Source organism: Clostridium perfringens ATCC 13124, assembly GCF_000013285.1.
Taxonomy (GTDB): domain Bacteria; phylum Bacillota; class Clostridia; order Clostridiales; family Clostridiaceae; genus Sarcina; species Sarcina perfringens.
In genome coordinates this window covers 2,557,355-2,578,971 of the sequence record NC_008261.1, presented here as the reverse complement: position 1 = coordinate 2,578,971, position 21,617 = coordinate 2,557,355, and the positions used below count along the sequence as shown (strand labels likewise).

Sequence of the window (21,617 nt, the reverse complement as noted above, 5' to 3'; positions counted from 1 at the left end):
TTGAGTTTTGATACGGCTCTTTTTTTTTTTACAAGCTTATTAGGTATGTTAAAATATAATAAGATTTAATATATTTGGAGGGAAATATATGCAAAAAATAGTTTTAAATAATGGTGTTAGATTATTATATAAATTTAAAGATATAGAACATACATCTTTTTGCATAAGCTTAGAGAGCGGAGCTAATGTAGAACATAAAGATGAAATAGGAATGGCACATGCCCTAGAGCATATTTTATTTAAAGGAAATGAGAAGCTTAAGGAAGATGAGATAAATGAAAAATTAGATGATTTATTTGGATTTAATAATGCTATGACTAATTTCCCTTATGTTATTTATTATGGAACTACTGCAAAGGAAGATTTTGAAGAAGGATTTTCTTTATATGCAGATATAGTTTTAAATTCAGATCTTCAGGAATTTGGTTTTTCAGAAGAATTAAATGTTATAAAACAAGAAAGTGATGAGTGGAAAGAAGATTTAGAGCAACATGTAGAGGACCTTGCTTTAATGAATGGCTTACCAGATGAAAGAATAGGAAACTTAATAATAGGAGAAAAAAATCATATAGAAGCTATAAGTTTTCAAGGGTTAAAAGATTTTTATGAAAGAAATTATCTAAGTGAAAATATGATTGTCTCAGTTGTTTCCTCTCTTTCTTTAGAAGAAGTAAAAGAGATTGTAGAGAAAAATTTTAATAGAGCAAAGAGAGGAAAAATATCTAAATATAATTTAGAAAGAAATATTAATTGTGGCATATTCTCTAAAAAGATAGAGGGAAATACTGGGGCAAAAATATGCTGTTTATTTGATATAAATGATTTAAGTATGGAAGAGGTAACTTTACTTAAGGTATTTAATCTTTGGTTTGGTGAAGGGGTAAGCTCCGTATTATACGATGAAATTAGAACTAAGAATGGACTAGCTTATGAAGTTTATAGTGAAGTTAAGTATGAAAAGGGAATAAGATTATTTAAAATTTATTTAGGAACCTCTAAGGAAAAGGAAGAAGAAGCCTTAGGACTTATTGAAAAGTGTATATCAAAGGCTATGGATATAGAAGATTATTTAAGTGAAGAGGGATTAAATAAACTAATAAAGAGATTTAAGCTTAAAAATTCATTAGATTTAGAAAAAAGTATAGTTCTTGCTAATAGAATGGCTATATATGAAACTATGTTTAATAGAGGAGAATATATTTTTGAAGAATTAAACTTAGTTGAAAACTTAAGTTTAAAAGATATGAAAAATTTAATTAAAAGAGTTTTAAAGAAATCCATTGTGCAAATAATTAACTAAGAGGTGATGGCGTGAGAGAGCAGTGGCTACTTAAACAAAGAAAAAGAGATGAAATAGAAAATTTAAAGGAAGAATTAAATATAGATTTATTAACATCTATCCTTTTAGTGAATAGAAATATAAAAGATGAAAAAGATGCACGTGAATTTTTATTTGGTGGAATTGAAAATTTAAATAACCCTTATCTTATGAAAGATATGGAGAAAGGGGTTAAAAGGGTAAAAGAAGCCATAGAAAAGGGAGATAAAATAACCATATATGGAGATTATGATTGCGACGGTGTATCAAGTACTTCAATTCTTTATAAAGGGTTAAAAAGATGCAATGCTAACTTTAATTATCATATTCCAGATAGGGAAGATGAAGGGTATGGTATGAACTCTAAGAGAGTTAAAATTTTAAAGGAAGAGGGCACTAAGGTTATTTTAACTTGTGACAATGGAATTGCAGCCTTTGAAGAAATAGATTTAGCTGAGAATTTAGGCATGGATGTAATATTAACAGATCATCATGATATTCCTTTAGTTAAAGATGAAAATGGAGAGATAAATAAAGAAGTTCCAAAGGCTTATGCTGTTATAAATCCTAAACAAGAAGACTGTAATTATCCATTTAAATCCCTATGTGGAGCAGGAATTGCCTTTAAATTTATATGTGCATTATATAAAGAACTAGGGATTCCACAGAAGGAAGCTTTAGAATTATTAGAGATTTGTGCAATTGCTACTGTGTGTGATGTAGTTGATCTATTAGGAGAAAATAGAATAATAGTAAAAAATGGCTTAGAAATGCTTAATAATACTAAAAATAAAGGATTAATAGCTTTAAAGAAATATACAGGTCTTGAAGGAAAGGAAATGGCACAATATCACTTAGGGTTTGTTATAGGCCCTTGTATAAATGCCACTGGAAGACTTGAAACAGCTGACTTATCTGTTGAATTGCTTTTAGCTGAAGATGATGAAAGGGCAGATACTTTAGCTAAGGAGCTTTTTGAGCTTAATCAAAGAAGACAGGAATTAACTAAAGACAGCGTTGATATGGTAATAAAGCAAATAGAAGATAATAATATGGAAAATGACAAGGTTATTTTAGTTTATAATCCTTATATACATGAAAGTATTGCTGGAATTGTAGCAGGGAGAATAAAAGAAAAATATAATGTTCCTACAATAATAATGACTAAAGGAAAAGATATGCCTAAGGGATCTGCAAGGTCTATAGAGGAATATAATATTTTTGAGGAATTATCAAAATGTAAAGAGCTTATAAGCAAATTTGGAGGACATCCAATGGCTGCTGGTTTATCTGTTGAAGAAAAAAACATACCTATATTAAGAAATATGTTATTAGAAAACTGTAAATTAACAGATTATGATATAATACCAAAGGTTAGAATAGATGTTAAATTACCTTTAGAAAGTTTAAATTATGGATTAGTAGATAGTTTAGATAAGTTAGAACCCTTTGGAAAAGGAAATTCTAGCCCGCTTTTTGGAGAGAAAGATGTTAAAGTAAGCAGAGTTTGGATAATGGGAAAAGAGCAGAATGTAATTAAGTTTAGATGTAAATTAAGAAATAGTTACAAAACCATAGATGCCATAGCCTTTGGAAATAAGGTTGAGGAATTTAAAGAAGATTTTGCTAATAAATATGGAGAAGAGGAATTATTAAGAGTATTAGATGGTGGAAATTGCAACTTTAGCGTTGATTTAATTTATTACCCAAATATAAATGAGTTTAATGGGAATAAATCTATTCAAGCTAATGTAAAATACTTTAGATTATAAAATTAAAGGAGCAATATTTTAAAATATTGCTCCAATGTTTTGTATATAATTAGGCATAAATTAATCATATACAATATTAATATTTAATTTTATTTAACAGTAGACTTTAATAGGTTCAGGTTAAATTCCTTTTTCGTATTGTTCTACCATTCTTTTAACCATTTCTCCACCAACGCTTCCGCATTGTTTAGAACTTAAATCTCCATTGTAATCTGAGAATGGTACTCCCATTTCAGCTGCTACTTCATTTTTGAATTTTGATAATCCGTTTTTTGCTTCTGGTACTAAATGTTGTGACATTTTTCATTCCTCCTTAGTTATTAATTGAGTTTGTATTACTATTAATTGAGTTTGCATTTATATATTGTGCAGAATAGAGTAAAATATGAGAGGGAATTATAGGAGTTATTACAAAAAAATATTTATAAAACCATAGTTTATTTAAAATATTATAAAATCACATTTTATTAAGGGAGTTGATTTTTTGAAAAAGTATAAAATAATTATGACTGGTGGAGGTTCTGCAGGTCATGTTACCCCAAATTTAGCTTTAGTTCCTAAATTAAAAGAGTTAGGGTTTGAAATAAAATATATAGGAAGTAAAAATGGTATAGAAAAAGAAATAATAACTAAGGAAAATATACCTTATTATTCAATATCATCAGGTAAGCTTAGAAGATATTTTGATATAAAAAACTTTACAGATCCTTTTAAAGTATTAAAAGGTGTTATGGATGCCTCAAGAATACTTTCAAAAGAAAAACCAGATGTTATATTTTCAAAGGGTGGATTTGTTACAGTACCTGTAGTAATAGCAGCCTCAATGAAAAAAATTCCTGTGGTATCTCATGAATCAGATTTAACCCCTGGATTAGCAAATAAAATAGCATCACCATTTTGTGATACCCTGTGTGTTACATTCCCAGAAAGTTTAAAATATATAAAGGATAATAAAGGGGAATTAACAGGAACTCCAATAAGAGAAGACCTTTTAAAGGGAGACAAAGAAAGAGGAAGAAAGTTCTGTAACTTCAAAGAAAATAAAAAAGTTCTTATGATAATTGGTGGTAGTTTAGGTTCAAAAGTTATAAATGAAAGCGTTAGAAAAATTTTAAATGAGATATTAAAAGAATATAATGTTATACATTTATGTGGAAAAGGAAACTTAGATGAATCATTAAAGAACTTAGATGGATATAGACAATATGAGTATATATCAGAGGAACTTCCAGATTTAATGGCTTTAGCAGATTTAGTTATATCTAGAGCAGGAGCAAATACAATATTTGAATTATTAGCTCTTAGAAAGTTAAATATATTAATACCTTTATCAGCTAATGCTTCAAGAGGAGATCAAGTTTTAAATGCTAATTCCTTTGAAAAGAGTGGATATTCTATGGTCATAAAAGAAGAAGAGCTTAATTCAGAATTATTATTAAAATCAATAAAGGATTTAGAAAAAAATAGAGAAAAGTACTTAAATTCCATGAAAATGAGCAAAATAGGCAATGGTGTTAATAATATCATAGATATAATAAAAAAATCGGCACATATGTAAATTTTTATAGTTAATTCTTAGCATATGGTAGAAGTTTTACAAGAATTAAGAATAAACTATAAAAATATGTTTCAAAATATCGGAATATGAAACTTGAAAAATTTCTGTCAAAGAGTATAATTATTAATGTCGAGTAAAATTAGTTTTGTATCAAATAATATTGGGCTTTAAGATAAAATATATTATCAAGTATAAGAGGTGTTTTTATGAGTAAAGTATCAGTAATATATTGGAGCAATGGTGGAAATGTTGAAGTATTAGCAAACACTATTGCAGATGAGTTAACAGATTTAGGAGCAGAGGTTTTAATAAAACATGTTTCAAACGCTAAAGTAGAAGATGTGCTAGAAGCCGATGCAGTAGCTTTAGGCAGCCCTTCAATGGATAATAATAGAATAGAACAATACGATATGGAACCATTTGTTAATCAATTCAAATTAACTCCAAATAACAACAAAAAAATGATCTTATTTGGATCATATGGTTGGGATAATGGAGAATTCATGGTTGAATGGGTTAAAAGAATGAAAGATTATGGATTCGACGTTGTTGGTAGCTTAGCTGTAAATGAATCACCAAACGATGATGAAATTAATTCAGCAAAAGAATTAGCAAAAAAATTAATAAAATAATACTTATGCTAATAAGTAATTTTAATTAATTACTTTAAATATATTATAATTTTTAAGATTTTAATTTATATATCTACAAAATTAATGAAAGAGAGGTCATCTCAATGGCAATGAGAAAAATGAAAACTATGGATGGTAACACAGCTGCCGCTTATATATCATATGCGTTCACTGATGTTGCAGCAATATTCCCTATCACTCCATCATCACCAATGGCAGAGTGGGTTGATGAAAACAGTGCAAGAGGATTAAAGAACATATTTGGTCAACCTGTAAAAGTAATGGAAATGCAATCAGAAGCAGGTGCTGCTGGAGCAGTTCACGGTTCATTACAAGCTGGAGCTTTAACTACTACTTACACAGCTTCACAAGGTTTATTATTAATGATACCAAACATGTACAAAATAGCTGGTGAATTATTACCATCAGTATTCCATGTATCAGCTAGAGCATTAGCTACTTCAGCATTAAACATCTTCGGTGATCACCAAGACGTTATGGCTGCAAGACAAACTGGATTCGCTATGTTAGCAGAAGGATCAGTTCAAGAGGTTATGGATTTATCAGCAGTTGCTCACTTAGCAGCTCTTAAAGCTAGAATACCTTTCGTAAACTTCTTCGATGGATTCAGAACATCACATGAAATACAAAAAGTTGAACTTTTACAATACGATGAATTAAAAGAATTAGTAGATATGGAAGCTGTAGAAGAGTTCAGAAGAAGAGCTCTTAACCCTAACAAGCCTGTTACAAGAGGTACAGCTCAAAACCCAGACATCTACTTCCAAGAAAGAGAAGCAGTAAACAAATTCTACGATGCAGTTCCAGAAATAGTTGAGAGCTACATGAAAGAAATCACTAAGTTAACTGGTAGAGAGTACAACTGTTTCGATTACTATGGAGCAGCAGATGCTGAAAGAGTTATCGTAGCTATGGGATCAGTTACTGACTTAATAGAAGAAACTGTAGACTACTTAAACGCTAAAGGAGAAAAAGTTGGTTTAATCAAAGTAAGATTATTCAGACCATTCTCAAATGAAAGATTAATAAAAGCAATGCCAAAAACTGTTAAAAAGGTTGCTGTTTTAGATAGAACTAAAGAACCAGGTGCTGCAGGAGAACCTCTATACTTAGAAGTTAAGAATGCATTCTACGGATTAGAAAATGCTCCTGTAATAGTTGGTGGTAGATTCGGATTAGGATCAAAAGATACTGTACCAGCTGATATCGTTGCTGTTTACGAAAACTTAAATAAAGAGGATGCTAAAAATGGATTCACTTTATCAATAGTTGATGACGTAACTAACACTTCATTAGAACCAGTTGGAGACATAGATACTACTCCAGAAGGAACTAAAGCTTGTAAGTTCTGGGGATTAGGATCAGACGGAACAGTTGGAGCTAACAAGAGTGCTATCAAAATCATCGGAGACCATACTGACATGTATGCTCAAGGATACTTTGCATATGACTCTAAAAAATCAGGTGGGGTTACAATTTCTCACTTAAGATTCGGTAAACAACCAATAAAATCACCTTACTTAATAAACAAAGCTGATTTCGTTGCTTGTCATAACCAATCATATGTTAACAAATACTTCGTTTTAGATGGATTAAAGAAAAACGGAACATTCTTATTAAACACTATCTGGACTCCAGAAGAAGTTGCTGAACATTTACCAGCAAGTTATAAGAGATTCTTAGCTGAAAACAACATTAAGTTCTATACTTTAAATGCTGTTAAGATAGCTCAAGAAGTTGGATTAGGTGGAAGAATCAACATGATCATGCAATCAGCATTCTTCAAACTAGCTAACATAATACCAGTAGAAGACGCAGTTAAATACTTAAAAGATGCTGTTGTAACTTCATACGGTAAAAAAGGTGAAAAAGTTGTTAACATGAACCACGCTGCTATAGACAAAGGAATCGACGCTATCGTTGAAATCACTGTTCCAGCTGAGTGGGCTAACGCTAAAGATGAAGTTGTTGAAGCTAAAGAAGTTCCAGCATTCATCAAAAACATTGTTGAACCAATGAACAGATTAGAAGGAGATAAACTTCCTGTATCAGCATTCAACGGAATGGAAGATGGTACTTTCGAACCAGGTACTGCTGCATACGAAAAGAGAGGAATCGGTATAAACATACCAGAATGGATAGCAGACAACTGTATCCAATGTAACCAATGTGCTTACGTTTGTCCTCATGCTACAATAAGACCATTCTTATTAACTGAGGAAGAAGCTAAAAATGCTCCTGCTTCAACTAAGTTAGTTGCTGCTAAAGCATTAAAAACTGAAGAGCCAATGCAATTCACTATGGCTGTAAGTACTTTAGACTGTACTGGATGTGGAAACTGTGCTCAAGTTTGTCCTGCTAAGGAAAAAGCTTTAGTTATGAAACCACAACATACTCAAGAAGATCAAATAGAAGCTTGGGATTACTGTGTAAATGATGTTGCACCTAAGAAAAACCCAATGAACAAAAACACAGTTAAAGGTAGCCAATTCGAGCAACCATTATTCGAGTTCTCAGGAGCTTGTGCTGGATGTGGAGAAACTCCATATGCTAAACTTATAACTCAATTATTCGGAGATAGAATGATGATAGCTAACGCTACTGGATGTTCATCAATCTGGGGTGGATCAGCTCCTTCAACTCCATACACAACTAACCACAATGGTCATGGACCAGCTTGGGCTAACTCATTATTCGAGGACAACGCTGAATTCGGATTAGGTATGTTCTTAGGAGTTAAAGCTATAAGAGAAAGATTAGTTGATCTTGCTGGAAAAGCAATTGAAGCTGGTGTTAAACCAGAAGCTAAAGAAGCTTTAGAAGCTTGGATAGCTGAAGTTGACAACGGAGAAGGAACTAGAGATAGAGCTGACGCTGTTGTAGCTGCATTACAAGGTGAAACTAACGAGTTCGCTAAAGAAATATTAAAAGATCAAGACTACTTAGCTAAGAGATCACAATGGATCTTCGGTGGAGACGGATGGGCTTACGACATCGGTTACGGTGGAGTTGACCACGTTTTAGCTAGTGGAGAAGATGTAAACATACTTGTTATGGATACAGAAATCTACTCAAATACTGGTGGTCAGGCTTCTAAATCAACTCCAACTGCTGCTATCGCTAAATTCGCTGCTGCAGGTAAGAGAACTAAGAAGAAAGATTTAGGAATGATGGCTATGAGCTATGGTTATGTATATGTTGCTCAAATAGCTATGGGTGCAGATAAGAACCAAACTCTTAAAGCTATAGCTGAAGCTGAAGCATACAAAGGACCATCATTAATAATAGCTTACGCTCCATGTATCAGCCACGGATTAAAAGCTGGTATGGGTAACTCTCAATTAGAAGAGAAGAGAGCTGTTGAATGCGGATACTGGGCTATGTATAGATTCAACCCAATGTTAAAAGAAACTGGTAAGAATCCATTCTCATTAGACTCTAAAGAACCAACTGGTGATTTCAGAGAATTCATAATGGGAGAAGTTAGATACGCTGCATTAGCAAAAGCATTCCCAGAAGCTGCTGAAGCTTTATTCGAAAAGACTGAAAGAGATGCTAAAGAAAGATTAGAAAACTACAAAAAACTTGCTGCAAACTAGTAAGTAGTAGATAACTAATTACGTTTAATATATATTGATTGAAGTATAAAGTAATATAAGAGTTAGAGTATTTATGCTCTAACTCTTATTTTTTTGTTTAAATTTATTTTCATATGATAAGTGTATTGGGGTTATATAATTAAGAAAGATAATTTATAAAGTAAAAATAATTAATAATCTATTTTTATAAAAGATAAAACTATAAATATCAATTTAAAATAAGAATTAAATATCTTTGTATAGATATGAATATTAATAATTTTGTATAGGGATAAATATTAATAATTTTTAAATATAAAATTATTATATGGTCAATTAGAAAAAATAAAATTTTAAATAAATAAATATTCTTTTTTATATTTATTCAATAAATTTTTAATAAAATGTTAATTAAATAACTCTCTTGATGATATTAAGTTAAAGAGGAAGAAAATAAAAGAAAATTGAAGTATTTTAGAGAAAAATAAAATTAATAGAATAAATTAATAATTAATACAGAAAAATGAAAGAATGAAACTTTTGAATAAATTGTTAACAAAGGTTATTATTTAAATATAGTTGGTAGCTATTATTCAAGACAAAAATTTAGAGCGTGATAAATTTTTGTCTTAGGTAATAGTTGTTAATTGTTAAAGCTTAAGTATTAAACTTAAGTTTCTAAAATTATAAATTAAACAATAACAACAGAGGAGGCGTTTATTATGCCAAGTAAATCAAGTGCAAATGCAAAAACACTTACTTTGTTTGGGTTCTTTGCTATGACAGCATCAATGGTAATGACAGTATATGAATACCCTACATTTGCAACATCAGGATTTCATTTAGTATTTTTCTTAATCGTAGGCGGACTTTTATGGTTCTTACCAGTTGCATTATGTGCAGCAGAAATGGCAACTGTAGATGGATGGGAAGAAGGCGGTATCTTTGCTTGGGTAGGTAATACTTTAGGTGAAAGATGGGGATTCGCAGCGATCTTCTTCCAATGGTTCCAAATAACAGTTGGATTTGTTACAATGATTTATTTTATATTAGGGGCTCTATCTTATGTGCTAAATTGGCCAGCATTAAATAGTAATCCATTAATAAAATTTATAGGTGTTTTAATCATATTCTGGGGATTAACTTTCTCACAATTTGGAGGAACTAAAAATACAGCTAAAATAGCTAAAGCAGGATTTGTTTTCGGAGTTGTAGTTCCAGCAATTATATTATTTATATTAGGTATAATGTACATAGCAAAAGGTAATCCAGTACACGTTGATTTAAGTGCACATGCTCTTATACCTGACTTTACAAAGGTAAATACATTAGTTGTATTCGTATCATTTATATTAGCATACATGGGAGTTGAAGCATCAGCATCACATGTTAATAAATTAGAAAATGCAAGCAAAAACTATCCATTAGCTATGTTTATACTTGTTGTATTAGCAATAGTTCTTAATACAGTAGGTGGTTTAACAGTAGCAGCAGTTATTCCTGCTGAGCAATTAAACTTAAGTGCTGGTGTTGTTCAAACATTCCATCAATTAGTAGTTGTAAACTTAGGTGAAAGTTTTGATTGGATAACAAGAATAGTAGCTTTACTATTAGCTTTAGGAGTTATGGCAGAAGTAAGTTCATGGGTTGTAGGTCCTTCAGAAGGTATGTATGCAGCAGCTAAAAAAGGATTATTACCTAAAAAATTAACTGAAGTTAATAATCATGAAGTTCCAGTTCCATTAGTATTAGTTCAAGGTTTAGTAGTTACTATATGGGCAGCTGTTTTAACATTTGGCGGTGGTGGAAATAACGTTTCATTCCTTACTGCAATATCATTAACAGTTGTTATATACTTAGTTGGATATTTATTATTCTTCATAGGATATATTATTTTAATATTAAAACATGGAGATTTAAAACGTGCTTATCATGTACCAGGTGGAAAAACATTTAAGATGATAGTAGCAATAGCAGGATTCGCTGTATCAGTATTTGCTTTAGTTATTTCATTCGTACCACCATCACAATTAACAGGAAAAAGTGTATCAGAATATTTAACTATACTATCAATAAGTTTCATAGTAACAGTTTTAATTCCATTTATAATTTATGCTTTACATGATAAATGGAATAAATAGCAGAAATAAATTAGAGTTATATTTGAAGTAGCCTAAAAGTATAGGCTACTTCAAACATTTTATAGAGAAATAATTAAAAGTTTTGAAATTTTAACTATGTAATAAAAGAGGTGAGAGGTATGAATTATTATATAAGCATATTATTTAGAGCCATACCATTATTAATGGGAATAATATGCCTTACTTATGGATCATACATATATACACTTGGAGATAAATTTGGCAATGGATATATAATAGCTAGTCATGTAATAATATTTTTTACTGCCATATGTATAGCTTTATTTACTACAGCAGCAACAATAATAAGACAATTAATAAATAAATATAATTCATTTTTTAAGTTTATTCTCCCTACCATTGGATATTTATGTGCAGCCATAAGCATGGTAGGAGGATTGTATTTTGCTTTAAACAATGGAGGAAATCCTGCATATTTTGTGGCTGGAAACATAGGCTTTGGTGTGGGACTGATATCATGTTGTGTATCTACAGTGGCATTATCATCAACAAAGTTTTTGCTTATACCAAGTAATAGTAAAAATTTAAAAGAAGGTGAAAAACCTAAGGGATGTTTTAGTAAAGAAATGTCCTATGTACTTATAGCTATTCCTATAATATGCACTTTAATAGGACTAATATTTTCATTTAATCTCTTAAGACATACAGATAAGGTACCTAGTTTGGTAGCTGGATTTGTACTATTTGGCATATCTTTAGTTTGTGGAAGTTTAATATCATTAGTAGCTAGTGTTTGTAGACAAATACAAAATACTTTTACTAGTAAGGAGCGTTGGAAATGGTCTATATTAGTTATTGTATTAGGAAGTATAAACCTTATATTAGGAGTATGTGTGCTTTTATTTAGTAAAAATCAAACTTTTATAGCACCGGGATATGTATTAATAGGTTTAGGGTTAGTATGCTATAGTATTTCAAGTAAGGTATTATTACTTGCTTCAGTGTGGAGAAGAAAGAGCAAGTTATCTAAGAGAATTCCTTTAATACCTGTTATAACAGCCTTAGCTTGTTTATTTTTATCAGCATATTTATCAGAGGCTGAATTAGTTAACATGGCATATTTTGTACCAGCCCATGTCATGGTTGGATTAGGAGCTATATGCTTCACATTATTCTCCATAGTGTCAATATTAGAGAGTGGTACATCAAATTAAATTTATGTATTTTATGGAAGTGAATTTTTAAGGATTCACTTCTTTTTTTATAAATATTTAATGAAAATAAAGGTTTATAAATATTGAATCTATTAAGGTGTTATTGAAAAGAAATTTTTTACTTAAATATTTAATAAAATGTTAATGAAATATAAATTTTAAAATATATTTTATATAAGGATATATTTAATCAACATTTTGTTATATATGCATTATTTTATTAAAATATGAAATAATAAGTTTGTTTGAAATAAAATAATTAAAAATATGGAGCTTATTTTAAGTATTTATTAATAAAAATCATTCTAAAATATTTTATAGAGAAAAAAATAGGAAATTGAAGAAATTAAGAGCATTAGAGAGAAAATTTAAATGTTAATAAATAAATAATAAAATATTAACAAAATGTAACGAATTGACGAATTTAAATATTATACCAAAAGGTGTATTATATAAATAACTTGATGAGGTAGTCATTAAGGCAATATAGATAAAATGATTTATATAACTAAAAATTACTCTTAATTTCTTGAAAGTTATGAAGAGATTAAGAGTGGTTTTTAGCTAAATTAGGAGGTATTTAAAATGCTTTTTGGAAAAAATGAATTAGGTAGTCAATTTGAAACACCAATATTTGGTACTGTGGAAAGTAATGAATCTATTCCTAAATATGAATTAGCTAAAAAATCAATTGCACCTCAAGTTGCATATAGATTAATTAAGGATGACTTACTAGATGAAGGTAATGCTCGTCAAAACTTATGTACTTTCTGTCAAACTTACATGGATGATGAAGCTGTAAAATTAATGGCGGAAACATTAGAAAAAAATGCTATAGATAAATCAGAATATCCTCAAACAACTGATTTAGAAAATCGTTGTGTAAATATATTAGCAGATTTATGGCATGCACCAAAGGATGAAAGTTTCATGGGAACTTCAACAGTTGGATCATCAGAAGCTTGTATGCTTGGTGGTATGGCTATGAAATTTAGATGGAGAAATAGAGCTAAAGCTTTAGGTATGGATGTTACATCAAGAAAACCAAACTTAGTAATTTCTTCAGGATACCAAGTATGTTGGGAAAAATTCTGTGTTTACTGGGATATAGAAATGAGATTAGTTCCAATGGACGAAGAACATATGAGCATAAATGTAGATAAAGTTTTAGACTATGTTGATGATTATACAATTGGTGTAGTTGGAATACTAGGAATTACTTACACTGGTAAATATGATGATATTAAAGCATTAGATAAAAAACTTGAAGAGTATAATAAAACTGCAAAATTAACAGTTCCAATGCATATAGATGCTGCTTCAGGTGGTATGTTTGCTCCATTTATAGAACCAGAACTAGAGTGGGACTTCAGACTTAAAAACGTTGTTTCAATAAGTACATCAGGTCATAAATATGGACTAGTTTATCCTGGTATAGGTTGGGTATTATGGAGAGATAAAGAATACTTACCACAAGAATTAGTATTTGACGTAAGCTACTTAGGAGGAAAAATACCAACAATGGCAATTAACTTCTCAAGATCAGCTAGCCAAATTATAGGTCAATATTATAACTTCTTAAGATATGGATTTGAAGGATATAGACAAATACATCAAAGAACAAAAGATGTTGCTATGTTCTTAGCATCTGAACTTGAAAAAACTGGATTATTCCAAATATACAATAATGGTGAAAACTTACCAATAGTTTGTTATAAATTAAGAGATGATGTAAATGTTGATTGGACATTATATGATCTAGCAGATAGATTATTAATGAAAGGATGGCAAGTACCAGCTTACCCATTACCAGCAGACTTACAAGATACAATAATTCAAAGAATTGTTTGTCGTGCTGACCTTAGCCATAATTTAGCTGAATTATACTTAAGAGACTTAAAAGCAGCTATAGAAGATTTAAATAACGCAAGAGTTTTAAATCAAAAATCTAAAACAGGAGTACAAGGATTTACTCACTAGTATATAATAAAAAACTCTCCTTAAAGTAAAAACTTTAGGAGAGTTTTTTCTATTAAGAAGTATATTTACTAGAAATATTATTTTCTATTGATTATAATATTATATTATGTTAAGAATATAATTAAAGATTATAAAGAAAATGCTTTTATTATTTTGTATTTAAGGTTACAATTAATATAAAGTAAATTTTCCACAAGGGAGGAAAGATTATGTCAGATAAAGATTTAAACAAATGCTGCGGAGGTAACTGTGGTTGCGGAAGCGAAAAAGAAGAAAAGCATGAAGGATGCGGATGTGGTGGACACGGTCACGATCATGGACATGACCATCATGAAGGATGCGGATGCGGAGATGAACATTTAGAGCATTTCGTTGTAGATTTAGAAGATGAAGAAGGAAACACAATAACTTGTGATGTTATTGATGCTTTTGAATATAAAGATGAAGAGTACGTTTTAGTACAACATCCTGATGAATCAGTTTACCTATTCAAATCTCAAGGTGAAGAAGGAGAATTAGTTCTTCCTTCAGAAGAAGAGTTTGATGAAGTTGTTAAATTCTACGAAGAAAATGTAGCTGAATAATAAAAAAAAGATGATGTTTTACATCATCTTTTTTTTAGTTTATAATATTTTTTATAAATTTTATTTGAAGTGTGGTGTATGACATGGAGAAATTAGCTATATTTGATGTTGATTTTACTTTAACTAGTAAGGAAACTTTACTACAGTTATTTAAATTTTTAATAAAAGAAGATAAGAAAAACTTAAAATTTTTACCAAGGGCTGCTTTTTCAGGACTTATGTATGGATTAAAGTTTTATGATGAAAAAAAGGTTAAGCAATCATTTCTTAAATTTATAGATGGAGTAGAGGAGAAGGATTTAAAAATCCTTGTGAAAAAATATTATGATGAGGTTTTAAGTAAGATAATTTATAAAGATTCTATTGATATGATGAAAAAGTTAAAATCAGAAGGATATAAAATTTACTTAATATCAGCTTCGCCAGAATTTTATTTAAATGAACTTTATAATATAAAAGAAGTGGATGTTATAATAGGAACAAGGTTCTCATTTAATGAAGGAAAGTTTGAAAGAAAAATGGTAGGGGAGAACTGCAAAGGGGAAGAAAAGGTTAGAAGACTTAAGGAATACTTACAAGAAAATAATATAGAGGTAGATTATAAAAATTCATATATGTTTTCAGATTCCCTTTCAGATAAACCTTTATTAGATCTAGTAGGAAATGGCTACTTAATAAATTATAAGAAAAATAATAAGGATTATAAGATTTTAAATTGGAAATAAAAAGCAATCTCTATTTAGAGATTGCTTTTATCTTAATTAAAATTATTTACTAACTCTTGTTGTGATTATTTGAGTTAATGGTGGTACAACTTGTTTCTTTCTTGAAAGAACTCCAGGTAAGAAAGTAGTTGAGTCCTCTAATTTAACTTTGAATGCTTCTTCAGCTATTTCAGGACTTCTTCCAGCCACTAATATTTGTGAACCTTCATTTATTATGTCAGTAAGTAATAACATAATCATTTCTAATCCCATTGATTCAGCTTTTTGATTCATGTAATCTAACATTTCACCTTTTAAAGGCATGAATCCTTCTATGTCCATTGTGTTAACTTGAGCAACACCTACTTTAACACCTTCAATTGTGAAAGGTTTGAAGTCAGCGTTGAATATTTCTTCAATAGACTTTCCTTTTAATGAAGTACCAGCTTTAAACATTTCTTTAGCAAATGTTTCAGGAACTATTCCTGCTATTTCAGCAAGTTTTCTGCACATTTTCACGTCTTGTGGAGTACAAGTTGGTGATTTAAATAATAATGTGTCTGAAATTATAGCTCCACATAAAAGTCCAGCAGCTTCTCTTGATGGTCTGATTCCATTTTCGAAGAATCTCTTAGCAACTATTGTTGAAGTACTTCCAAGAGGTTCATTTCTGAAGTATATAGGGTTACCAGTTTGGATATCTGCAACTCTATGATGGTCTATGATTTCTAATACTTCAGCATCTTCTAAACCATGTACTGATTGACCTCTTTCGTTATGGTCAACTTGGATAACTTTTTTCTTATGAGTAGAAATTAAGTGGAATCTTGCAATTGAACCAACTACTTTGTTATTTTCATCTATTACAGGATAGTTACTGTATCTAGTTTCACTCATTGTTACTTTTACATCTTCAACTAAATCATCAGTAGATACAGCTACTAAGTTATCTTTAGTCATAACATAGTCTACTGGTAAACTTTGAACGATTAATCTTGATGCAGTGAATGAATCATGAGGAGTTGTAATAACAGTTATGTTATTTTTCTTAGCAAGTTCTATTATTTCTTTAGAAGGTGTATGTCCACCTGTTACTATTAATAAAGAAACTTTTAACTCTATTAATTCAGCTTGTATTTCAGCTCTATCTCCAGCTATAGCTATGTCGCCTTCGCTTATGAATTCTTTTAAAGATTCAGCTTGCATAGCAGCAACTACAACTTTTCCTGGGAATACTTTTCTTTCTTCATTTATGTTTTGAGCTTCAGCAGATAATGTATCTAATATATTATCTAATGAAGTAGCACTTTTAGCAAGAATATTGCTATCCCAAATATCCATGTATGTTGCAGTTATGTTTGATGTTGATAACATTCCAAGTAAGTGGTTATTTCCATCAGCAACAGGGATTGATTTTAAGTTTTTATCTCTCATTATGTTCCAAGCCATTTTTAATGAAACTTCTGGAGCTAATGGAGCTATTTTATCCATTTCTAAATCTTCAACTTTTAGTTTAACTGTTTCTAAAAATTGAGGTGCTTCTACACCAAAATAATCAAGTATGTATTGAGTCTCTTGGCTAACATTTCCTAATCTAACTGGTATAGCAGGAGTGTCTTGAGTTTTGTTTTTAAATTCAGCATATGCTAAAGCAGCACATATTGAATCTGAATCAGGATTTTTATGTCCTGTAATGTATATAACATCCTTCATTTAGGTTGCCTCCTTTGTTATTCGAAATTTTTTAATTCATGAATATATTTTAATTCCTAAATTATGAAAAGTAAAGTTTAACAACACTCATTTTATCATAGTTTAATAGAATTTTCTATGAGGTAAAATTTAAGAATTATTCTTAATATAGGGTGTTACATAAGAAATTTTTTAGTTCTAAAAGCAAGTTGTTTAAACATATATTACAATAGATTGCTAGGAAAAGAAGGAGGAACAAGAAGTTATGCATGAGAAAGAACTCTTTAGAGGGTTAACAACTCAAGAAGCTAAACAACGAATGGAAAAATTTGGATTAAATGAAATAACAGAAAAGAAAAAGGTATCTGCTATAAAAATATTATTACAACAATTTAATGATTTTATAATATGGGTTTTAATTGGAGCTACTATTATATCAGGACTTATGGGAGATGTTGCAGATGCTATTACCATATTTGTTATTGTTGTAATAAACGGAATTTTAGGATTTGTACAGGAATTTAAGACGGAAAAATCTTTAGATGCATTAAAATCCTTAGCAGCACCTACTTGTAAGGTATTAAGAGATGGGAATATTAAGGTAATTAATGCTAATGAATTAACTATAGGGGATGTTGTAATATTAGAGGCTGGAGATAGAGTTCCTGCTGATGGAGAAATCTTTGAGTGTACAAACTTTATGATTGATGAGTCATTACTTACTGGAGAATCAGTTGGAGTTAACAAAACAAATAATTCTAAAGAAGCTTCTTTAATTTACATGGGGACTAAAGTATTAAAAGGTAAAGGAAGATTTAGAGTAACAGCTATAGGTATGAGTACAAAAATGGGATCTATAGCAGATATGTTACAAGACATAGAAGAGGAAAAATCTCCTCTTAAAGAGAGATTGGATGGATTAGGGAAAATTTTACTTGTATTATGTTTAGCTATATGTGCTTTAGTAACTATATTAGGTATTATAAGAGGAAATGATTTAACAGAGATGTTCTTACTAGGTGTTAGTTTGGCAGTTGCAGCTATACCAGAAGGATTAGCGGCCATAGTAACTGTTTCTTTAGCTTTAGGAGTTTCTAGAATGTTAAAAAGAAATGCCTTAGTAAAGAAATTACCAGCTGTTGAAACACTAGGATGTACCTCAGTTATATGTAGTGATAAGACTGGTACCTTAACTCAGAATAAGATGACTGTTAAAGAAATTTTTGTAGATGGAAAGCATTGTAGATTAGATGTGGATAAAATTCCAAATTCACCTATTTTAATGAAAGCCTTTGTTTATTGTAATGATTGTAATTATGACTTTTCAAAGGATAAGTTAGATGATGTATTAAATGGTGATCCTACAGAAACAGCTTTAATAAAGGCATATTTTAATAATGTAGATCTATTAAAAAATACAGTATCTAATGTAAATAGAGTTTTTGATATACCTTTTGATTCAAGCAGAAAAATGATGTCAGTTATAGTTAAGGAGAATGGAAGAGAGGCTTGTTATGTAAAAGGTGCTCCAGAAAGACTTATAAATAAATGTAGATATATACATGAAGAAGGAAGAGTTAAATTACTAACTTCTCAAAAGAAACAACAAATATTAAATGTTGTGGAGAATATGAGTAATAGGGCATTAAGATGTATAGGAGGCGCATATAAAGTAGAAAATTTAACTAGAAGTGAAAGCCTTGAAAATGAACTTATATTCCTTGGAATTGCAGGTATAATAGATCCACCTAGACCAGAGGTTAAGGACTCAGTTATAAAATGTAGATTAGCAGGAATAACTCCTGTAATGATAACTGGTGACCATAAAAACACTGCCTTTGCCATAGGAAAGGATTTAAATATTGCAAAATCTCAAGATCAAGTAATAACTGGAGAAGAATTAGACAAATTAGATGATAAAGAACTTAAAAAGAGAGTTAATAAGCTGAGAATATTTGCTAGAGTTACTCCTAATCATAAACTTAGAATAGTTAAGGCCTTTAAGCAAAATGGAAATATAGTTGCCATGACTGGAGATGGAGTAAATGATGCTCCAGCTATAAAGGAAGCTGATATTGGGGTTGCTATGGGAATTTCAGGTACTGATGTTACAAAGGAAGCTTCATCAATGATTTTAATGGATGATAACTTTGAAACCATAGTATCAGCAGTAGAAGAGGGAAGAATAATATATGATAATATAAGAAAATTCATAAGATATTTATTGTCATGTAATTTAGGAGAGGTTTTAACAATGTTTTTAGCTACCATATTCTATCTTCCAACTCCTATGTTACCTATACAAATACTTTTTGTAAATTTAGCTACAGATGGATTACCAGCAATAGCCTTAGGAGTAGATCCTGCTGATAAGGATATAATGAATCAACAGCCTAGAAGTAAGAAAGAAGGTATATTTGCTAGGGGACTTACTGAGAAAATTTTAGTAAGAGGATGTTTAATTGGAATATGTACCTTACTAACCTTTATTGTTGGTGGATTATATGGAATGGATTTAAGCACATGTAGAACTATGGCTTTATCAACATTAGTTATGTCTCAATTATTACATGTTTTTGAATGTAGATCAGAAAGACATTCAATTTTTGAAATAAAATTATTTACTAATATGTATTTAGTAGGTGCAGTAGCAATATCAATACTTATGTTATTAAGTATTATTTACATTCCTTTCTTTAGTGGAATATTCCATACCACAGTACTAGGTATAAATCATTGGTTAATAGTTTTATTCTTCTCAACAATAATATTCTTTATAAATAGCTTATACTTATTTATAAAAGTAAAGAAATAAATTTAATAAGATATATAAATTATTATTTTTTTAATTTTAATATAAAAATGGTGTGTATCAAAATAATTTTTTATAAAACTTACAAAAAATATGAAGAGAATATCTAGATAAGCTTTAGAATTTAAATTATTAGCGAAATCTAGTAATTCTCAGAATATGTTTGTAAGCTTTAAATAAAAAAAGCTGTATTAATATACAGCTTTTTATCTTTGTTTAAATTGTTGTTGTCTAGCTTTCTTTAATTGTGAATGGTCTACAGGTACTAAATCTTGTTTAGTAGTTAAGTTAAGTATGTTATTTAGAGCAATATACTCTTTTTCATTTTCCTTATTTGATTTAAGTCCTTGAACTATAACATTATTTCCTTTTTTCACACTTATGAAAGTAGGTTTTTTAAACCAACGATTCTTCTTATATACGCATTTTATTATTTGCTTACTTCTCTCAGGTTTAACTATTAAAGTAACAACTAATTTGTGGAATATCCAAAGAATAGTTTTTTCTTCGATTTTTTCAGAAATTACGCTTCCTTGAAATTGAGCAATTCTATCGCCGTATTTTTCAAGATAAGAATCAGTGTAATATTTAGATAATTTTTCTTTGAAACCCATAATTATAACTCCTTTTAAGTTGACGAATTTACATTTATTATTACTATAAATACATATTATATGATAGATAGTATTATAACATAATATTAAATATATTAAAATACTTTGATAGTGTCCAAAAGCCCATAGAATAAGAATTTTATATAAACATGTAGTATTAAATTTATTCAATGTAAATATTTAAATTATAGACTTATTAGAATTTATATTCTATAATTAGATATGTAATGAAAATGTTATCTTAGGAGGAAGTATTATGGATAAACAACAATTAGCAAAAATGATAGACCACACTATATTAAAACCAGAAGCTGATAAGGCATCAATAGAAAAGCTTTGCAAAGAAGCTTTAGAATACAATTTTGCTTCAGTTTGCATAAACCCTACTAATGTAGAATTAGCAGCTAAACTTTTAAAAGGCAGCGAAGTAAAGGTTTGTACAGTAATAGGTTTCCCTTTAGGAGCAAACACTATGGAAGTTAAAGCTTTTGAAACTAAAGATGCAATAGCAAAAGGTGCAGATGAAGTTGATATGGTTATAAACATAGGAAGATTAAAAGATAAAGATTATGAATATGTAGAGAAAGATATAAAAGCTGTTGTAGATGCGGCTGATAAGAAAGCGCTTACAAAAGTTATAATAGAAACTTGTCTTTTAACTGAAGAAGAAAAAGTTAAAGCTTGTGAATTAGCTAAAAAAGCAGGAGCAGATTTCGTTAAAACATCAACTGGATTCTCAACAGGTGGAGCAACTCCAGAAGATATTAAATTAATGAGAGAAACTGTAGGACCAGATATGGGAGTTAAAGCATCAGGTGGAGTAAGATCAATAGAAGATGCTGAAGCTGTAATCAAAAATGGTGCTACTAGAATAGGAGCATCAGCTTCAATAGCTATATGTGAAGGAAAAGTTTCAGATTCAACATATTAATATATAACTAAATTAAATAAGATATTTACTTAGTAAAGCCTATAGAAAAATTTCTATAGGCTTTTTTGTCGAAGAAAAAAATAAATAAAAAATAGAAAATGATGG

General features: G+C 29.7%; 15 protein-coding genes. 12 read left to right on the top strand and 3 right to left on the bottom strand.

What is annotated here, in order from left to right; translation table 11 throughout:
- Nucleotides 1-88: 88 nt before the first annotated feature.
- Together CPF_RS11315 and recJ are read left to right on the top strand one after the other, a co-directional pair.
- Nucleotides 89-1,300 (top strand): M16 family metallopeptidase, encoded by a 1,212-nt coding sequence (locus CPF_RS11315; protein ID WP_011591041.1) that lies wholly within the window; start codon nt 89-91, stop codon nt 1,298-1,300.
- 11 nt (nt 1,301-1,311) lie between these two features.
- A complete protein-coding gene (gene recJ / locus CPF_RS11310) occupies nt 1,312-3,090 on the top strand; it encodes a single-stranded-DNA-specific exonuclease RecJ (RefSeq protein WP_011591040.1) in 1,779 nt (592 codons plus the stop codon).
- Nucleotides 3,091-3,210: 120 nt separating this feature from the next.
- Here recJ and CPF_RS11305 read toward each other — a convergent pair whose 3' ends face one another.
- Nucleotides 3,211-3,390, bottom strand: a complete 180-nt coding sequence (locus CPF_RS11305; RefSeq protein ID WP_003451068.1) for an alpha/beta-type small acid-soluble spore protein — start codon at nt 3,388-3,390, stop codon at nt 3,211-3,213.
- A gap of 184 nt (nt 3,391-3,574) precedes the next feature.
- On the opposite strand from CPF_RS11305, the gene CPF_RS11300 reads away from it, so the two are divergent.
- The 8 genes from CPF_RS11300 to CPF_RS11265 all read left to right on the top strand — a co-directional run bounded on the left by CPF_RS11300 (nt 3,575) and on the right by CPF_RS11265 (nt 15,484).
- Complete coding sequence (locus CPF_RS11300; protein WP_003451085.1) at nt 3,575-4,648, top strand: undecaprenyldiphospho-muramoylpentapeptide beta-N-acetylglucosaminyltransferase; 1,074 nt, start codon at nt 3,575-3,577, stop codon at nt 4,646-4,648.
- Nucleotides 4,649-4,854: 206 nt separating this feature from the next.
- Complete coding sequence (locus CPF_RS11295; protein ID WP_003451301.1) at nt 4,855-5,280, top strand: flavodoxin; 426 nt, start codon at nt 4,855-4,857, stop codon at nt 5,278-5,280.
- A gap of 110 nt (nt 5,281-5,390) precedes the next feature.
- The gene (gene nifJ, locus CPF_RS11290; protein ID WP_025647475.1) at nt 5,391-8,900 is read left to right on the top strand and encodes a pyruvate:ferredoxin (flavodoxin) oxidoreductase; all 3,510 of its coding nucleotides are present in this window, start codon (nt 5,391-5,393) and stop codon (nt 8,898-8,900) included.
- Nucleotides 8,901-9,601: 701 nt separating this feature from the next.
- Nucleotides 9,602-11,020, top strand: coding sequence for a glutamate:gamma-aminobutyrate antiporter (gene gadC / locus CPF_RS11285; RefSeq protein ID WP_003454789.1), 1,419 nt, complete (start codon nt 9,602-9,604; stop codon nt 11,018-11,020).
- 119 nt (nt 11,021-11,139) lie between these two features.
- Nucleotides 11,140-12,195, top strand: coding sequence for a DUF2776 domain-containing protein (locus CPF_RS11280; protein WP_011591039.1), 1,056 nt, complete (start codon nt 11,140-11,142; stop codon nt 12,193-12,195).
- 585 nt (nt 12,196-12,780) lie between these two features.
- Nucleotides 12,781-14,175 carry a glutamate decarboxylase gene (locus CPF_RS11275; protein ID WP_003455061.1) on the top strand — a complete coding sequence of 465 codons (1,395 nt, stop codon included), beginning with the start codon at nt 12,781-12,783 and terminating at the stop codon, nt 14,173-14,175.
- Between the two features lie 209 nt (nt 14,176-14,384).
- The gene (locus CPF_RS11270; protein ID WP_003451221.1) at nt 14,385-14,759 is read left to right on the top strand and encodes a DUF1292 domain-containing protein; all 375 of its coding nucleotides are present in this window, start codon (nt 14,385-14,387) and stop codon (nt 14,757-14,759) included.
- An 83-nt stretch (nt 14,760-14,842) separates the two neighbouring features.
- Nucleotides 14,843-15,484 carry an HAD-IB family hydrolase gene (locus CPF_RS11265; protein WP_003454832.1) on the top strand — a complete coding sequence of 214 codons (642 nt, stop codon included), beginning with the start codon at nt 14,843-14,845 and terminating at the stop codon, nt 15,482-15,484.
- Between the two features lie 42 nt (nt 15,485-15,526).
- On the opposite strand, the gene CPF_RS11260 is transcribed toward CPF_RS11265, so the two are convergent.
- Complete coding sequence (locus CPF_RS11260) at nt 15,527-17,176, bottom strand: putative manganese-dependent inorganic diphosphatase (RefSeq protein ID WP_003451432.1); 1,650 nt, start codon at nt 17,174-17,176, stop codon at nt 15,527-15,529.
- 244 nt (nt 17,177-17,420) lie between these two features.
- On the opposite strand from CPF_RS11260, the gene CPF_RS11255 reads away from it, so the two are divergent.
- The gene (locus tag CPF_RS11255) at nt 17,421-19,970 is read left to right on the top strand and encodes a calcium-translocating P-type ATPase, PMCA-type (protein ID WP_011591038.1); all 2,550 of its coding nucleotides are present in this window, start codon (nt 17,421-17,423) and stop codon (nt 19,968-19,970) included.
- Nucleotides 19,971-20,173: 203 nt separating this feature from the next.
- Here the strand turns inward: CPF_RS11255 and CPF_RS11250 are convergent, their stop codons facing one another.
- Entirely contained in the window at nt 20,174-20,581 is a 408-nt protein-coding gene (locus tag CPF_RS11250) for a hypothetical protein (protein WP_011591037.1), read from the bottom strand.
- Between the two features lie 256 nt (nt 20,582-20,837).
- On the opposite strand from CPF_RS11250, the gene deoC reads away from it, so the two are divergent.
- Nucleotides 20,838-21,512 carry a deoxyribose-phosphate aldolase gene (gene deoC / locus CPF_RS11245; RefSeq protein WP_003463155.1) on the top strand — a complete coding sequence of 225 codons (675 nt, stop codon included), beginning with the start codon at nt 20,838-20,840 and terminating at the stop codon, nt 21,510-21,512.
- The last annotated feature ends 105 nt before the right edge of the window (nt 21,513-21,617 follow it).

Excerpts from the sequence above, each read along its gene's own strand:
- CPF_RS11275 (WP_003455061.1), top strand. The coding sequence starts at position 12,781 with ATGCTTTTTGGAAAAAATGAATTAGGTAGTCAATTTGAAACACCAATA.
- CPF_RS11250 (WP_011591037.1), bottom strand. The coding sequence starts at position 20,581 with ATGGGTTTCAAAGAAAAATTATCTAAATATTACACTGATTCTTATCTT.
- CPF_RS11295 (WP_003451301.1), top strand. The coding sequence starts at position 4,855 with ATGAGTAAAGTATCAGTAATATATTGGAGCAATGGTGGAAATGTTGAA.
- deoC (WP_003463155.1), top strand. The coding sequence starts at position 20,838 with ATGGATAAACAACAATTAGCAAAAATGATAGACCACACTATATTAAAA.
- CPF_RS11315 (WP_011591041.1), top strand. The coding sequence starts at position 89 with ATGCAAAAAATAGTTTTAAATAATGGTGTTAGATTATTATATAAATTT.
- gadC (WP_003454789.1), top strand. The coding sequence starts at position 9,602 with ATGCCAAGTAAATCAAGTGCAAATGCAAAAACACTTACTTTGTTTGGG.
- CPF_RS11305 (WP_003451068.1), bottom strand. The coding sequence starts at position 3,390 with ATGTCACAACATTTAGTACCAGAAGCAAAAAACGGATTATCAAAATTC.
- CPF_RS11270 (WP_003451221.1), top strand. The coding sequence starts at position 14,385 with ATGTCAGATAAAGATTTAAACAAATGCTGCGGAGGTAACTGTGGTTGC.
- CPF_RS11255 (WP_011591038.1), top strand. The coding sequence starts at position 17,421 with ATGCATGAGAAAGAACTCTTTAGAGGGTTAACAACTCAAGAAGCTAAA.
- nifJ (WP_025647475.1), top strand. The coding sequence starts at position 5,391 with ATGAGAAAAATGAAAACTATGGATGGTAACACAGCTGCCGCTTATATA.
- CPF_RS11280 (WP_011591039.1), top strand. The coding sequence starts at position 11,140 with ATGAATTATTATATAAGCATATTATTTAGAGCCATACCATTATTAATG.
- CPF_RS11260 (WP_003451432.1), bottom strand. The coding sequence starts at position 17,176 with ATGAAGGATGTTATATACATTACAGGACATAAAAATCCTGATTCAGAT.
- CPF_RS11265 (WP_003454832.1), top strand. The coding sequence starts at position 14,843 with ATGGAGAAATTAGCTATATTTGATGTTGATTTTACTTTAACTAGTAAG.